At 66.1% G+C, this 15690-nt stretch carries 15 protein-coding genes; 3 read left to right on the forward strand and 12 right to left on the reverse strand.

What is annotated here, in order from left to right; translation table 11 throughout:
• Nucleotides 1-5 precede the first annotated feature (5 nt).
• The 7 genes from GGD67_RS10260 to rsmI all read right to left on the reverse strand — a co-directional run bounded on the left by GGD67_RS10260 (nucleotide 6) and on the right by rsmI (nucleotide 7195).
• Nucleotides 6-1295: a CpaE family protein gene (locus GGD67_RS10260; protein WP_092251357.1), complete on the reverse strand. Its 1290-nt coding sequence runs from the start codon at nucleotides 1293-1295 to the stop codon at nucleotides 6-8.
• Entirely contained in the window at nucleotides 1292-2026 is a 735-nt protein-coding gene (locus tag GGD67_RS10265) for a CpaD family pilus assembly protein (RefSeq protein WP_179732502.1), read from the reverse strand. Before GGD67_RS10265 ends, GGD67_RS10260 begins: the two co-directional genes overlap by 4 nt.
• 55 nt (nucleotides 2027-2081) lie before the next feature.
• Nucleotides 2082-3599: a type II and III secretion system protein family protein gene (locus tag GGD67_RS10270; protein WP_018323512.1), complete on the reverse strand. Its 1518-nt coding sequence runs from the start codon at nucleotides 3597-3599 to the stop codon at nucleotides 2082-2084.
• A gap of 13 nt (nucleotides 3600-3612) precedes the next feature.
• Entirely contained in the window at nucleotides 3613-4434 is an 822-nt protein-coding gene (gene cpaB, locus GGD67_RS10275; RefSeq protein WP_018323511.1) for a Flp pilus assembly protein CpaB, read from the reverse strand.
• Nucleotides 4435-4901: 467 nt separating this feature from the next.
• Nucleotides 4902-5846 (reverse strand): glutathione synthase, encoded by a 945-nt coding sequence (gene gshB / locus GGD67_RS10280; RefSeq protein ID WP_018323509.1) that lies wholly within the window; start codon nucleotides 5844-5846, stop codon nucleotides 4902-4904.
• A 10-nt stretch (nucleotides 5847-5856) separates the two neighbouring features.
• Nucleotides 5857-6258 carry a YraN family protein gene (locus tag GGD67_RS10285; RefSeq protein ID WP_179732504.1) on the reverse strand — a complete coding sequence of 134 codons (402 nt, stop codon included), beginning with the start codon at nucleotides 6256-6258 and terminating at the stop codon, nucleotides 5857-5859.
• Entirely contained in the window at nucleotides 6245-7195 is a 951-nt protein-coding gene (gene rsmI / locus GGD67_RS10290; RefSeq protein ID WP_179732506.1) for a 16S rRNA (cytidine(1402)-2'-O)-methyltransferase, read from the reverse strand. Before rsmI ends, GGD67_RS10285 begins: the two co-directional genes overlap by 14 nt.
• Before the next feature lie 339 nt (nucleotides 7196-7534).
• On the opposite strand from rsmI, the gene GGD67_RS10295 reads away from it, so the two are divergent.
• Entirely contained in the window at nucleotides 7535-8767 is a 1233-nt protein-coding gene (locus tag GGD67_RS10295; protein ID WP_177236836.1) for a penicillin-binding protein activator, read from the forward strand.
• Between the two features lie 117 nt (nucleotides 8768-8884).
• On the opposite strand, the gene hemW is transcribed toward GGD67_RS10295, so the two are convergent.
• The 3 genes from hemW to rph are packed head-to-tail and all read right to left on the reverse strand — an operon-like array spanning nucleotide 8885 to nucleotide 11446.
• Nucleotides 8885-10069, reverse strand: a complete 1185-nt coding sequence (gene hemW, locus GGD67_RS10300) for a radical SAM family heme chaperone HemW (protein ID WP_179733036.1) — start codon at nucleotides 10067-10069, stop codon at nucleotides 8885-8887.
• 16 nt (nucleotides 10070-10085) lie between these two features.
• On the reverse strand, nucleotides 10086-10721 hold the full coding sequence (gene rdgB / locus GGD67_RS10305) for an RdgB/HAM1 family non-canonical purine NTP pyrophosphatase (protein ID WP_179732508.1): 636 nt from the start codon (nucleotides 10719-10721) through the stop codon (nucleotides 10086-10088).
• Between the two features lie 11 nt (nucleotides 10722-10732).
• Nucleotides 10733-11446, reverse strand: a complete 714-nt coding sequence (gene rph, locus GGD67_RS10310) for a ribonuclease PH (protein WP_018323503.1) — start codon at nucleotides 11444-11446, stop codon at nucleotides 10733-10735.
• Nucleotides 11447-11628: 182 nt separating this feature from the next.
• Between rph and hrcA the strand changes: the two genes are divergently transcribed.
• The gene (hrcA, locus tag GGD67_RS10315) at nucleotides 11629-12717 is read left to right on the forward strand and encodes a heat-inducible transcriptional repressor HrcA (protein ID WP_018323502.1); all 1089 of its coding nucleotides are present in this window, start codon (nucleotides 11629-11631) and stop codon (nucleotides 12715-12717) included.
• Nucleotides 12718-12813: 96 nt separating this feature from the next.
• Nucleotides 12814-13431 (forward strand): nucleotide exchange factor GrpE, encoded by a 618-nt coding sequence (gene grpE / locus GGD67_RS10320; RefSeq protein WP_018323501.1) that lies wholly within the window; start codon nucleotides 12814-12816, stop codon nucleotides 13429-13431.
• Between the two features lie 148 nt (nucleotides 13432-13579).
• Here grpE and pncA read toward each other — a convergent pair whose 3' ends face one another.
• On the reverse strand, nucleotides 13580-14302 hold the full coding sequence (pncA, locus tag GGD67_RS10325; protein WP_179732510.1) for a bifunctional nicotinamidase/pyrazinamidase: 723 nt from the start codon (nucleotides 14300-14302) through the stop codon (nucleotides 13580-13582).
• A gap of 265 nt (nucleotides 14303-14567) precedes the next feature.
• A complete protein-coding gene (locus GGD67_RS10330) occupies nucleotides 14568-15509 on the reverse strand; it encodes a hypothetical protein (RefSeq protein ID WP_179732512.1) in 942 nt (313 codons plus the stop codon).
• Nucleotides 15510-15690 lie beyond the last annotated feature (181 nt).

The raw sequence follows: 15690 nt of genomic DNA on the forward strand, positions 1-15690 counted from the left end.
TACGCTTACGACGCCTTGCGATGCGGCGCCGAGTTGCGGCTTGACTTGCCCTTCAGCTTCTTCAGCAGCGGTCCGAGCAGCGAGCGCTTCGGCTTCTTCACCTCGCCGCGCCCGGCGAGGCGGTTCGCCATGTTCTGGAACAGCTCGGTGGTGCGGTGGCTCTTGGAGACCTCCGCGATCATCTGGCCGTTATTGGCTGCGGTGGAGAACAGTTTCGAATCGAACGGGATCACCGCGATCGGCTGGCTTTCCATCGTCTTGGCGAACGCCTTGACCTCGATCTCCGCGCGCTTGTGCATGCCGACCTGGTTGAGGCAGTACAACGGCGGCCGGTCGTTCGGCCGCGCCGCCTTCAGCACGCTCAGCATGTTCTTGGTGTTGCGCAAATTGGCGAGATCGGGCTCGGCCACGATGACGATGTCGTCGGCGTTCACCAGTGCGCGCCGCGTCCAGCCGGACCATTGGTGGGGAACGTCGAGCACGATGCAGGGGGTGGTCATGCGCAGCGTGTCGAACACGGCGTCGAAAGCTTCGGCGCCGAAATCATAGACGCGGTCGAGGGTGGCAGGCGCCGCGAGCAGGCTGAGGCGCTCGGTGCATTTGGAGAGCAGGCGCTCCATCAGCGCCGTGTCCGGCCGGTCCTGCGACAGCACCGCGTTGGCGATGCCCTGCACGGGGTCCTGGTTGTAGTCGAGGCCCGCGGTGCCAAAGGCGAGGTCGAGGTCGATCACGACGGAATCGAGCGCGAGGTCACGCGCGATGGTCCAAGCCACATTGTGCGCGACCGTGGAGGCGCCGACGCCGCCCTTGGCGCCGACCACCGCGATGACCCGGCCGGTGATGATGGCCTCGGAGGCCGAGAACAGGCTGCAGATCGAGCGGACGACATCGAGGGTTTCAACCGGTCCCACCACATAGTCGTTGACGCCGCGACGCACCAGCTCGCGATAGGGCGCGGTGTCGTTGGGATTGCCGATCACGACCACGCGGGTGCCGGGGTCGCAGACGCCGGCGAGGTCGTCCAGTCCCTCGAGGATGTCGCGCGTACCGTCGGATTCGATCACGATCACGTTCGGCGTCGGCATCGATTCATAGACTTCGATCGCCGCGGCAAGGCCACCGTCCTTGGCGGTGAGGTGCGCCTTGGCGAGCCGGCGGTCCTGCCCTGCCGCGGTCACCGCGGCGAGCGTCTTATCGGTCTCGCAAAAAGCCTGCACCGAGATGCGGGGAACCGGCGCAATGTGTTCCTCGGGGTGCTGCGGATCGTCCGCTTCTTCGTCGTGAATGCCCGTCATTTGCCTGTGTCGCTGAGCTTGGCCTTGTCGGCCTCGGAATTGGGAGTCGAGATCGCAGTGCCCTTGCGATAGCGATCAAAGGCGATGTCGCGCCGCGCGGTATAGGCCGGCGTCTCGGATCGCGGCTGCTCGAGGTCGGCCGGATTGTCGATCATCGCGGCGAGATTACGCTGGCTGGCGCAGCCCAGATTGAAGTAGGGCCGGTTCTCGTTGTAGCCGGGATCGAGGATGTTGGGACCGAGGTCTTCCGGCCACAGCCCGCAAGGGCCGGCGACCGCGGCGATCTTCGAATAGCTCAGGCGGATGGTGGGCAGCAGCCCGGGATCTTCAGGGCGATAGGGATGCTGAACGATGGCACGCGACGGTACGCCGCCGGATGCGAGCACGGAACGGATTTCCCGATAGGTTGCAGCCGCCGCGCGCGAATTCGCGCTGTCGACGGGAACGTCGACGACGACGGAGCCGGTGCCTTCTCGCACCCAGTCCCGGGCGATGCCCGCGACGTCCGAATGCTGCGCGGCCGACAGGCCACCCCTCGCCTTGCCGACGAAGATCACGATAGACTTCTTGCCTTCCTGCACCGCGATCGGGTGGCGCTGGCGATAGTCGGTCGGCACCGTCTGGGTGACGATCTCGCCGGTGGTGTTGCAGGCGCCCAGCATGACGGAGAGTCCCGTCAGTGCCAGCGCGACGCCCAGATTGCGACGTCGATCGGCTGTCGTCTTCGTCATCGCTTCATCCCCTCTTGCCCCAAATCCCGCCCCGTTCCCCAGCCGACCGTTCGTCTCAGTCGATGATGAAGCCGAAATCGCCGGGCGCGCCGGCGATCGGATCGACGCGACGCGCGATGCCATAGAGGCGGTTCATGCGGCCGAGCAGCGCGGTCTGCGCGTCGGAGGCCGGGGCGAAGCCGTCGTCGGGCCGCGCCAATTCCTTCTGAGCAACCGCGCGCACCACATAGGGCGTCACGATCACCATCAGCTCGGTCTCGTTGTTGACGAAGTCCTGGCTGCGGAACAGCGCGCCGATGATCGGCACCTGGTCGACGCCGGGCAGGCCGTTGATCGCCTGCTTGGTCTGTTGCTGGATCAGGCCGGCCATCGCCATAGAGCCGCCGGAGGGAATCTCCAGCGTCGTCTCGGCGCGCCGGGTCTGGATCGAGGGGATGGTGATCGAGTTGCTCGAGGTCGAGGACACCGCCTGCGTCAACGTGATCGAATTCGTATTCGACAGCTCCGAGACCTCGGTCATCACGCGCAGGCTGATGCGGCCTTCGCTGAGCACGACCGGGGTGAAGTTCAGGGAGATACCAAACTTCTTGTAGGTGACCTGGGTGGTGCAGACGTGGGTGACCGGATCGCAGGAATAGCCTGCCGGAATCGGGAATTCGCCGCCGGCAATGAAGGTGGCGGATTCGCCTGAGATCGCGGTCAGGCTCGGTTCGGCGAGCGTGCGCATGACGCCGGCGCTTTCCATCGCGCGCATGGTGGCGCTGACGGTGGCGACGCCCTTGGCGAGGCCGGCAACGCCGAGCCCGTTGCTGCCGACGATCGGTCCGCCCGAGACCGAGAACGGGTTGGAATTGTTGAAATTCACCACCGCGGTGCCGGCGTTCAGGCTGGCGCTGAGATCGACGCCGAGCTGCTTGACGATGTCGCGGCGCACTTCGCCGACGACGACCTTGAGCATCACCTGGTCGCGGCCGCGCACGACGATGCTGTTGACGACCTTGTCCGAGCCGCCGACCAGCTTTGCGGCGACCTCGCCGGCCTGCTGGGCCTCGACCGGGCTCGACACCGATCCGGTCAGCATCACGCTGTCGCCGACGCCTTCGATCTGGACGCCCGGCAGCGACTGGCGCAGGGCCGCGCGCATGCCGTTGAGGTCGCGCTTCACTGCGATGTCATAGGAGGCGACCTGCTGGCCGTCGGCGGTGAAGAACACGACGTTGGTCTGGCCGACCTGACCGCCGATGATATAGGCGCGCTGGGCCGAGCGGATCACTGCATTGGCGATCTTGGGATCGGCCACCAGCACGTCCTTGACCTCGCGCGGCAGGTCGATGACGACGGACTTGCCGACGCCAAGCGAGAGAAAACGCGTCTTCGCCGGTGCGATGGTCGCGACCGACGACACGCCGAAATCCGGTGCCTGCATCGGCGCCTGGTCGCCGACCGGCGCATCCGTCGCGCTGACCAGGTCGGGGGCTGCGAGCAGCCCCAGCATCAGCATCGTCCCCGTCCAGAACGAGCGCGTGCGCTTCCCCCGAAGGCGCACGCCCGTCCGATCATCCCCGTAGTTCATGCTATCCCCATCATCACTTCTGTGACGTCAATTGCCGTGCCTGCACCCCGTAACGGATCACGTTCACGCCGCCCGCACGCTTGATCCCCTGGTCCTCAGGCGTGCCGTCGACTGCGTTGGCATCGACGATGCTCCGCAGCGCGAGTTGGAGCGTGCCGCCCTGGCGCGCGGCTGCGAGCACTGCGACCTGATCGGGCCGGAGCTCGAGCGTGACGGTCTTGCCGACGACGGCGTTCTGGCCGTCCTTCTCCTTCGGCGCCTGGTCGATCGCGAGCACGCGGATATTGGTCAGGATGACCTCGGACAGGACGAGATCGTTGCCGCCGGTCGGACCGTTATTGTTGGCGCCGTCGGGGTTCTTCAGACGGCGGGTCAGGACGATGTCGACGCGGTCATTTGGAAGGATGAAGCCGCCAGCGGCGGTCTCGGCTGAAATCTCGGTGGAAACGGCGCGCATCCCGGCGGGCAGGATCGCGGCCATGAAGCCGGAGCCGTCGGCCTTGACCAGCTTCTGCTCGCGGATCGGCTCGCCCTGCATCAGGGGGACGCGGGCGATCGAGCCGGCGATCTGGGTTTGCGCCTCGGGCCTGCTGTCGCGGCGGATGAAGGCGCTGCTCGCGGTCGCTGCCGGCCAGGCCTGCCATTGCAGGTCCTCGGGCTTCACGGCCTGGCCGAGCCCGATGTCGGACTTTGCGACGAGGACCTCGACGGTCGGCAGCTTCTCGGCGGCGGGCAGAACGGTTGCGGGCTTGTTGTCGAAGCCGCTCGCCAGATACGCCGCGACGCCGCCGGCGCCCAGCGCGATGACGAGAACGACAATGCGTGCGGTATTCATACGCTTTTACTCATACGCGGGGCACTCGAACCGCACCTGGCGTGTTCCCCCGCGTCGATGAGTAGGGAGTAAAAGTATAAGGGGTGTTGCGAGGCCGAATGCGATGGCCGGCCACGATGCTGGTTTTCGGCAGATGGTGAACGCGGCGTTATCCGGTCGGCCAGCGGCCCCGTAGATTCACGCAGTACGGAACGTCCGTTCGAATGACATGCGCGGCGTCATGGTGAATGGGTGGTTAGTGGTGGGTGGGTGCGATCATGCCAATGGGATCGCAGCAGCGCTCCACAATATCGGTGTCGTCCCGGCGAACGCCGGGACCCATAACCCCAGGGAGCAGTTTGACGAAGATTGAGCGCCCGGTACCGCGACCAAGCTCCCTGGATAGATTCCGCGGTATGGGTCCCGGCGTTCGCCGGGACGACGTTGAGGAGAGTTCGCGCGCTCCCCAACGTCATCATTGCAGAGTGCTACTTCGCCCGCTTCTGCTCGATCACGTCCCACACCTTCGCCGCCACATCCGGCCCGCCAAGCCGCGCGATCGCGCGGATGCCGGTCGGCGAGGTCACGTTGATCTCGGTGAGGTTGCCGTTGATGACGTCGATGCCGACGAACAGCAGGCCGCGCTCACGCAGCGCCGGGCCGACGGTGGCGCAGATCTCGCGCTCGCGCGGGGTGAGCTCGGTCTCCTGCGCCGCGCCGCCGCGCACCATGTTGGAGCGGAGGTCGTCGGTGGCCGGCACGCGGTTCACCGCGCCAGCGAACTCGCCGTTGACCAGGATGATGCGCTTGTCGCCGTGCTTCACCTCGGGGATGAATTGCTGGATCACCCAGGGCTCCCGGAACGTCACCGAGAACATGTCGAACAGCGAGCCGAAATTCATGTCCTGCGGCATCACGCGGAATACCGCCGCGCCGCCATGGCCGTGCAGCGGCTTCATCACGACGGCGCCGTGCTTGTCGCGGAAGGCGTTGATCTCATCTAAGTCGCGCGAGATCAGGGTCGGCGGCATCAGCTGCGGAAAATTCATCACGAACAGCTTTTCCGGCGCGTTGCGCACGGAAGCTGGATCGTTGACCACCAGCGTCTTCGGATGGATGCGCTCCAGAAGATGCGTCGAGGTGATGTAGGCGAGGTCGAACGGCGGGTCCTGGCGCAGCAGCACCACGTCGAAGCCGTTCAGCGCCTCGCGCCTGGGTTCGCCGAGCGTGAAATGGTCGCCGGACTCGTCGCGCACGGTCAGGAGCTGAACCGGCGCTACGATCTCCTCGCCGACCATCGAGAGCTTGTCGGGCGTATAATAGGACAGGCCGTGGCCGCGCTTCTGCGCCTCCAGAAGCAGCGCAAAGGTGGAATCGCCCTTGATGTTGATGCGGGCGATGGGGTCCATCTGGACGGCGACGTTCAGTTTCATGGTCTGCCTTTCAGGTCGAGGCGTCGAATGCCGCCAACACATGGCGCGGAAGTGAGCGCGGCGCAATCAGCATGGCGTCGAATCGCAATTCGAATTCGGCATGCTCGGGATGCGCCACGAGCCAGCCTTGCGCGGCGGCGATGATGCGCTGCTGCTGGCGCGGCGTCACGGCGAAGGCGGCGTCATCCAGCGTGGCGCGCGCCTTGACCTCGACGAAGGCGATCAGATTGCGGCGGCGTGCCACGATGTCGATCTCGCCATGCGGGGTGCGGTAGCGTTTGGCCAGGATGCGGTAGCCCTTGGCCATCAGATAGGCCGCTGCGCGGCTCTCCGCGGAGATGCCGGTGTGAAACGCGGCGACGCGCTCGGGCGAGGGGACCTTCGGTTCCACCGGGACCTCAGTCTTCGCCATCGCCGCCCCTTGAGTTTTTGGCGAGCTCGAGCGCGCGGGAATAGACCTCGCGGCGCGGCCGGCCCGAGAGCGCGACCGCATGCGCGACGGCATCCTTGACGCTGTGCGCGGCAAGCTGCTCGCGCAACAGATCGTCCAGCGCACCCGATGTCAGCATTTCGGCGTCGGCCGCTGGCGGAGCGATCACCAGCACGAACTCGCCGCGCGTCTCCAGCGTATCGGCCTCGCGCGCCAGCTGGCTCAACGGTGCGCGCGAAATCTCCTCGTGCAGCTTGGTCAGCTCGCGGCAGATCGCGGCCTCGCGCGCTCCCATGATCTCGGCGAGCTCTGCGAGCGTGTCCTGCACGCGGTTGCCGGACTCGAACATCACCAGCGTCGCATCGATGCGCGCGAGCTCGGTCAAGCGCGCCTTTCGCGCGGCTGATTTCGCCGGCAAAAAGCCTTCGAAAAAGAAGCGGTCGGTCGGCAGTGCCGCGACCGACAGCGCCGCCAGCACCGAGGACGGGCCGGGCAGGGCATACACCGCATGGCCGGCGGCGCAGACCTCGCGCACCAGCTTGAAGCCGGGATCGGAGATCAACGGCGTGCCGGCGTCGGAGACCAGCGCAATCGAGCCGCCCTGCCCCAGCGCCTCCAGGATTTTCGGGCGCGCGGCTTCCGCATTGTGCTCGTGATATTGCTTGAGCTGCGCGGCGATGGCGTAGCGCTCGGTCAGGCGCCGGGTGATGCGGGTATCCTCGCAGGCGATGACGTCGACGCCGGCGAGGGTCTGCAGCGCCCGCAGCGTGATGTCGCCGAGATTGCCGATCGGGGTTGCGACCAGATGGAGGCCCGGTGCCGCCTTCGGCGCCGCAAGCCGATGGGCATCGATGGAGAAACCGCGCGAGGCGGCGTCTTGAGCTTCAGGCGTATTTATCGGGGCCGGCTTTGCGCGCATAATGAAAGCAACTTAGGCACGATCCGCAGGGCTGGGAACCGGCTCGCCGAAAAAGATCGTGCCGAGGTGAGGGGCGAGGAACGGACGGGAATGTGATCGATCCAGGATCACGTCGAGGGGGAGTGAGGGCTCTCACGCCATATTCGCGACCGAAACGCCGCCTTGATGCTGAATGAGCGAGGGCAAACAGCTGCCGGGACAGCAAGGCGGCCGCGTTAAGCGGCTATTATCCTTTTGTTTCGGTTAACTATTTGCCGACAATATGCCTGAATCCGCGGCTTGTGTCGTGGAAAGAATGTCGTGACTGGCCGGCGCCGGCGGGTCAGAAGAGAAGCTGAAATGGTGGGCCCGCTTCATCCAAAATCTCCCGTTCCGGGGTCCCTGATGTCAGGGGCGACCCGCCGGAGCGCGCTCGGCCTGTTGCTCGGCACGCCCCTGCTGTCGGCCTGCGCCGGCGTGCAGCAGAGCCTGAGCCAGTTCTCCAACCCGTTCTCGAGCTCGACGCCGCCGGCTCAGCCCGCAGGTCCCCCGCAACAGGCGACGACCGCCGGCACCGGCGGCGTGAAGGTCGCCGTGATCCTGCCGCTCTCGGCCGCCGGCAATGCCGGCTTGGCCGCACAATCCATGCGCAACGCCGCCGAGATGGCGCTGGCCGAGTTCCAGAACCCGAACATCCAGCTGCTGATCAAGGACGACAATGGCAGCCCGCAGGGCGCGCAGGCGTCCGCGCAGCAGGCCGTCGACGAAGGCGCCGAGATCATTCTGGGACCGCTGTTCGCGCAATCGGTGCCGGCGGTGGCGCAGGTCGCGCGCACGCGCGGCATCTCGGTGATCGCGTTCTCGACCGATTCCAGCATCGCCGGCCGCGGCGTCTATCTGCTCTCCTTCCTGCCGGAGTCCGACGTCAACCGCATCGTCGAATATTCCGCCAGCATCGGAAAGCGCTCCGTCGCCGTGCTCGTGCCCGACAATGCCTATGGCAATGTCGTCGAGGCCGCGGTGAAGGCGGCCGTGCCGCGGCGTGGCGGGCGCATCGTCGCGTTCGAGAAATACGGCGCCGATCGCGCCACACCGGCACGCACCGTGGCGCAGCAGCTCGGCAGTGCGGATGCGTTGTTCATTGCCGATGACGGCGATGCCGTGGTGACGGTCGCAGATGCGATGACGGCGGCGGGCGCGAACTTGCGCAACATCCAGCTGCTCGGCACCGGCCTGTGGGACAATCCGCGGGTCTATGCCAATGCGAACCTGCAAGGCGGCCTCTATGCCGCGCCCGACCCGGCCGGCTTCCGCGCCTTCTCCGGCCGCTACCGCACCAAATACGGCGCTGAGCCGATTCGCACCGCAACGCTGGCCTATGACGCGGTCGCTCTGGTCGCCGCGCTGGCGCGGACGCAAGGCACCACGCGCTTCTCGCCCGACGTGCTCACCAATCCGTCCGGCTTCGCCGGCATCGACGGCCTGTTCCGTTTCCGCGCGGATGGCACCAATGAGCGCGGGCTTGCGGTGATGAAAGTGACGAACGGCGGCGGCGTTGCGGTCGCGGGCTCGCCGAAGAGTTTTGGGGCGTAGTCGGGGCGACGGTGCCGTAGGGTGGGCAAAGCGAAGCGTGCCCACGAACTTCATGCGAATTGCTGAGAGATGGTGGGCACGGCGCAAGTGCGCCTTTGCCCGCCCTACGAGATCTCGCTACGCCGCGAGATCCGCGACCACCGCATCCAGCACCGGAAAACCGCTGCTGGTCACGCGCAGCCGGCCCGTCGCATCCACCGTGATCGCGCCTTCCTCGCGCAGCAGCGCGATGCGCTTGGGATCGAGCGGGCGACCGGAGAGGGCTTTGTAGCGCTCGGGGTCGATGCCTTCGGCGAGACGCAATCCCATCAGCAGGAATTCGTCGGCGCGCTCTTCGCTGTTGAGGAGATCGTCGGTAACGACACCATGGCCGTTGGTCTCGACCCGCATCAGCCAGGCCTCGGGACGCTTCTCGGTGGCGGTCGCATGCCTGACCCCGTCGATGTCGAGCCGGCCATGCGCGCCGGGACCGATGCCGGCATATTCCTCACCGCGCCAGTAGACCAGATTGTGCCGGCACTCGGCGCCGCGCCGCGCGTGATTGGAGATCTCGTAGGCCGGCAGGCCGAGCTTGTCGCAGGTCTCCTGCGTGACGTCGTAGAGCGCGCGCGAGACCGCTTCGTCCGGCGTCTTCAATTTGCCGGCCTGGTGCAAGCCGAAGAACGGCGTGCCTTCCTCGATCGTCAATTGATAGAGCGACAGATGCTCGGCCGCCTCGTCGATGGCGAGACGCAGTTCATCGGCCCACATCGCCGGCGTCTGGTCGGGACGGGCGTAGATCAGATCGAACGAATAACGGTCGAACGAGCGGCGTGCGATCGCGACCGCATCGAGCGCCTCGCGCGCACTGTGCAGGCGGCCCAGCGCTTTCAGCGAGGCATCATCGAGCGCTTGCACGCCGAGCGAGACGCGGTTGACGCCGGCGGCGCGATAGCCGGCAAAGCGGGTAGCTTCGACGCTGGTCGGATTCGCCTCCAGCGTCACCTCGACATCGCCGGCGACGGTCCAGTGCTTGCCGATCGCATCGAGCACCGCGCCGACGGTTGCGGGCTGCATCAGCGAGGGCGTGCCGCCGCCGAGAAAGATCGAGGTGACTTCACGGCCGGGCGAGCGCTCGGCGGTGGCCGCGATCTCGCGCGCGAAGGCGGATGCGAAGCGCGCCTCGTCGATCGCGGCGTGACGGACATGGCTGTTGAAGTCGCAATAGGGGCATTTCGACAGGCAGAACGGCCAGTGCACGTAGACGCCGAAGGCTGCGGATTCTTGTTTTGACGCGTTTTCCTGGCGCGAACCGGTATCCACTTCGCTCGAAAACGCTCTATCGCGGCTCAAGGCAGATCTCCGCCAGTTTCACGAAGGCGCGGGCGCGATGCGACAGGCCGAGGCCAAGCGGCGGCAGGCCGTGCTTCTCGATGCTCTCCATCTCGCCGAAGGTGCGATCATATCCGTCAGGCAGGAACATCGGATCGTAACCAAAACCGGCGGTGCCGCGCGGCGGCCAGACCAGCGTGCCGTCGACGCGCGCCTCGACCTCATCGAGATGATCGTCGGGCCAGGCGACGCAGAGCGCGGAGACGAAATGCGCCTTGCGCTTCTCCGGGGCCGTCGCGCCACGCTCCTGCAGCAGGCGTTCGATCTGTGCCATCGCCGCGTTGAAGTCTTTGCCTGGACCGGCCCAGCGCGCGCTGTAGATGCCGGGCGCACCATCCAGTGCGTCGACCACGATGCCGGAATCGTCGGCGAAGGCGGGAAGCCTGGTCGCCTTCGCCGCCGCGATCGCCTTGATCGCGGCATTGCTGCGGAAATCGTTGCCGGTCTCGTCAGGTTCGGCGAGGCCGAGCTCACCGGCCGACACCGCCTCGATGCCGTACGGCGCGAGCAGCTCCTTCATCTCGGCCAGCTTGCCGGGATTATGGGTGGCGATGACGAGCTTTCCGGTGATTCGGCGGTGCATGGGCCTATTGACTACGCCACAGCCAGTTTCTGCAAGTCCACGAGACGCGCGATACCTTTTTGCGCCAGGGCGATCAGCTTCAGGAACTCGTCCTGCGTGAACGGCTCGCGTTCCGCGGTGCCCTGCACCTCGATGATGCGGCCATCGCCGGTCATGACGAAATTGGCGTCGGTCTGGGCTTCCGAATCCTCGGCGTAGTCGAGATCGAGCACCGGCGTGCCGTTGTAGATGCCGCAGGAGATCGCGGCGACGTTGTCGCGCATCACGTTGGCCTTGATCATGTTGCGCGCCTTCATCCAGTTGATGCAATCGGCGAGCGCGACCCAGGCACCGGTGATCGAGGCCGTGCGCGTGCCGCCGTCGGCCTGGAGCACGTCGCAATCGACCGTGATCTGGCGCTCGCCGAGCGCTTCGAGATCGACGATGGTGCGAAGCGAGCGGCCGATCAGGCGCTGGATCTCGACGGTGCGGCCGCTCTGCTTGCCGGCGGAAGCCTCGCGGCGGGTGCGCTCGGAGGTCGCGCGCGGCAGCATGCCGTATTCAGCGGTGACCCAGCCGCGGCCCTGGCCCTTCAGCCACGGCGGCAGGCGATCTTCCAGCGTGGCGGTGACCAGCACATGGGTGTCGCCGAACTTCACCAGGCAGGAGCCTTCCGCATATTTGACCACGCCGCGCTCCAGCGTCACGGGGCGCAATTCGTCGGGCGCACGGCGGCTTGGCCGCATGGGAAATCCTCCAAAACTCGTCGGTATAGGGCTGTTCGCGGTGCTTGTAGGTGGGGTGAGGGTATGCGGCAAGGGGAAAGGACAAGGCTTTTTCACCCCCGGTTTTCCACCCTGCAAACGCGACGCTTGTCAGAACCCTCCTGGATGGACAAATTATGAGCATCTGAGAGGAGTTACCGTCTGTGGCCCATCACGATCCGATCCATCTGATCGCGCCGCGCGCAGGCCTCGCCCAGCTCAACGAGCGTTCTCGCGACATCTTTCGTCAAATTGTCGAAAGTTATCTCGCGACCGGCGAGCCGGTGGGCTCGCGCAATATCTCGCGCCTCATCGCCATGCCGCTATCGCCGGCCTCGGTCCGCAACGTCATGGCCGATCTGGAACAGCTCGGTCTGATCTACGCCCCGCACACCTCCGCCGGCCGGCTGCCGACGGAACTCGGGCTGCGTTTCTTTGTCGATGCCCTGATGCAGGTCGGCGACCTCAACGAGGCCGAGCGTCAATCGATCCAGAGCCAACTCACCTCCGTCGGCCAGGCCCAATCGGTCGAGGCAGCGCTGGACCAGGCGCTGACGCGTCTGTCCGGCCTCACGCGGGCCGCCGCGGTGGTGCTGACGCCGAAATCCAATGCGCGGCTGAAGCACATCGAATTCGTCCGGCTGGAACCCGAGAGGGCGCTGGTGATCCTGGTCGGTGAGGACGGCCAGGTTGAAAACCGCGTGCTGTCGCTACCCCCCGGAGTTCCCTCCTCGGCAATCACCGAGGCCGGCAATTTCCTCAATGCGCGCATCCGTGGCCGCACCCTGGCCGAGGCGCGGCTCGAGCTCGAGACGGCACTTGGACAGGCCCGCGCCGAGCTCGATCAGCTTGCACAGAAGGTGATTTCCGCCGGCATCGCCAGCTGGTCCGGCGGCGAGAACGAGGATCGCCAGCTCATCGTCCGCGGCCACGCCAATCTGCTCGAAGACCTGCACGCGCTGGAGGATCTGGAACGGGTGCGCCTGCTGTTCGACGATCTCGAGACCAAGCGCGGCGTGATCGACCTGCTGGGGCGCGCCGAGACCGCCGAGGGCGTGCGCATCTTCATCGGCAGCGAGAACAAGCTCTTTTCGCTCTCGGGGTCCTCCACCATCATCTCGCCGTATCGGGATGCCGCCGGCCATATCGTCGGCGTTCTGGGCGTGATCGGGCCGACACGGCTGAATTATGCCCGTGTGATCCCGACCGTGGACTACGCCGCCCGCATCGTCAGCCGCCTTTTGGGAGGCTGACCGGCGTTTCCGCCGATCACGGGCGCTTGATTTTCGGCGCTTTAGGCACGATATCCGGGCCAACAATCCCTGGAAACGAGTTCGAGATTAGAGCCGATGACCGAGCAAGACCGGCAACCCGAAGACACGACTGCAGCGACCGGCGAGCCCGTGGTGTCAAAACCCTACATCATGCCCGACGATCCCGAGCCCGGCTCGGTGGAGTTGTTGCAGAAGGAAGCCGCCGAGGCGCGCGACCGCATGTTGCGGACGCTGGCCGAGATGGAGAATCTGCGCAAGCGCACCACCAAGGAGGTCGCCGACGCCCGGCTCTACGGCATCACCGGCTTTGCCCGCGACGTGCTCGACATCGCCGACAATCTCCAGCGCGCGCTCGATGCCGTCCCGGCCGAGGCCCGTGCCGCAGCCGATCCCGGCCTGATCGCGCTGATCGAGGGCGTCGAGCTCACCGAGCGTTCGCTGCTCAACGCGCTGGAAAAGCACGGCGTCAAGAAGCTCGATCCGCAGGGCCAGAAGTTCGACCCGAACTTCCACCAGGCGATGTACGAAGTGCCCGATGCGTCGGTGCCGTCGGGCACCGTGGTGCAGATCATGCAGGCCGGCTACACCATCGGCGAGCGCGTGCTGCGCCCGGCTCTGGTCGGTGTCGCCAAGGGCGGCGCGAAGGCGGCGGCCGCGGCGAACAACAACGAGTCGAGCGGCGCGGCGAATTGAGTTTCAGACCCTCATGGTGAGGAGCCGCGCGTTTGCGCGGCGTCTCGAACCATGAAGGCCAAGATGTAACGGCGGGGCCTTCATCCTTCGAGACGCGCGCGAAGAAGCGCGCTCCTCAGGATGAGGGTCTGACAGTGTCGCGCGAGTCCTACGCGCTCACCGCGATATCCGCGGACTGAATCCGCTTCACGCCGGCCTTGGCCATATCGGCCCAGGCTTTTGCCAGCGAGCCCTGATTGTCGATGCCGCGGCAGGCGTCTTCCACCACATAGACCTCGAAGCCAGCCTTGCGCGCGTCGAGCGCGGTCCAGGCAACGCAGAAATCCGTCGCGAGCCCTGCGACGAAGACGCGCTTGATCTTGCGCCCCTTGAGATAGCCGGCAAGTCCGGTCGAGGTCTTGCCGTCGGCTTCGAGGAAGGCCGAATAGCTGTCGACGTCCTTGTGAAAGCCCTTGCGGATGATCAGCTCGGCGTGCGGGATTGCAAGGTCCTTCGAGAGCGAAGCGCCGTCGGTGCCCTGCACACAATGGTCGGGCCACAGCACCTGCTTGCCGTAGGGAAGGTCGACGGTCTCGAACGGCTTCTTGCCGGAATGCACCGACGCAAACGAGATGTGGCCCGGCGTGTGCCAGTCCTGCGTCATCACCACGTTGGCAAACGCCTTCGAGATCTTGTTGATGACGGGCACCACCTGCTCGCCTTCCTTCACGGCGAGGCTGCCGCCCGGCAGGAAGCAGTTCTGCACGTCGATCACGAGCAGCGCGGAGGCATCGTCCGGCTTGATCGATGCCGCTGCAAGGAGTGCGGTTGGAGCCAGCGTTGCAAGCGCCGTCGTCCCAAGCATTGCGAGGATTTGTCGTCGGTCCAGCATCGTTCGCCTCCCTCCAGGATGATCCAACGGAGACGAAGCCTAGTTCCGTTCGTATACGAACAGAAGCCCGAAAATGCGGCCGGTACTGGCGAGGGGGTGGGCTCTTGCCGCGTGCTCGGTGCAACCTCTCCCGCTTGCGGGGGAGGTCGCGCGAAGCGCCGGGTGGGGGCTCTCTCCACATCGGGAGTGCCCCTATGCGGAACCACCCTCTCCCCAACCCTCCCCCGCAAGCGGGGAGGGAGCGCATTTCGTTCGGAGATGTAGCCTAGCCCTTCGGCTGAATCCCGTCGCGCACGGCGCGGAAGCGGGTGAAGGCGGCCAGCCACTGGTCGCGCGGCGCGCTGGCGATGATGCGCAGCGAGGCGCCGCCGCTCGAGAAGCGGATCCACTGCACCACGGTCACCGGGACCTTGTCCTTGCCGCTGACGCCGTCGATCCGGGTCTCGAAGCCTTGCTGGCCGTTGATGCGGATCGGCTCGGACATGGTGACGCGCGATTCGCGCACGCCGGGGATCTGCAGCGCCGCCTCCTGGGCGAAGCGGGCGCGGTCGTCGGCCTGCTGCGGCGTGGCGCCGATCAGACCGAGGATCATGAATGGCTTCGACTCATAGCCTGCGCTCTCATTGCCGTCGGCGAGGATGATGCTGCTGCCCGGCGCGAGGGTCCGGATGTCCTTGAATTCGGCGAGATCGGTGATCCTGAACGGCATCAGCGCGATCTGCTCCTCGACCGAGACCTGCTTGCGGGTGACGGTGCTGGCGAACATCTGCCGCACCGCTTCATCCGTGTAGATCTTGGTCGCATTCTCCGGGACCTGCACCGCGACATAGCCGGAGAAGCCGGCGCCCGGCACGATCATCGAATAGCGCTTCACCGGGGTGTCGCCGGCCTTGCCGCTTTCGGTGGTGAAATAGGCGAGGCCCGCCGGCGTCTCGATCTTGTCCTGCTTGACGCCGCCGGCGCCGGCCGGATTGGAATTGAAGGCGCTCACGACCTCGCCATAGGCCGCCGGCGGCAGCTCGGTGATCAACACCTTGACGCTGCCGTCCTCGCTCTCGAAGCCCGGAAAGGTTTTTGCCGTGCTGAGACCGACCAGCGGCACCATGCCGAGGCGCAAGCCGGGCGGAAACACGGCATCGGCGGCAAGGGCCGGAAACGCGGAGGCGATCAGGAGGGCGAGCGCGGCGAGGGGGCGGATCAGCTTCATGGGCACTCTGATTGGTTCACATTGAGGCCGTTCGATGGTCGGCCACCGGGCCGCATTGTCGCGCGAAGCAGCTGTGGCGGCTGACCGGCCGGTCCGCCTTTTACCGGGTTTGGGCGTGCGGCAACAGGGCGGGCGGACTTGCGGTAGCGGGGGCTTGCTGAAGCCTGAACCTGTTAATAAT

It is taken from the genome of Bradyrhizobium sp. IAR9 (genome assembly GCF_013408065.1).
Lineage (GTDB): Bacteria > Pseudomonadota > Alphaproteobacteria > Rhizobiales > Xanthobacteraceae > Bradyrhizobium.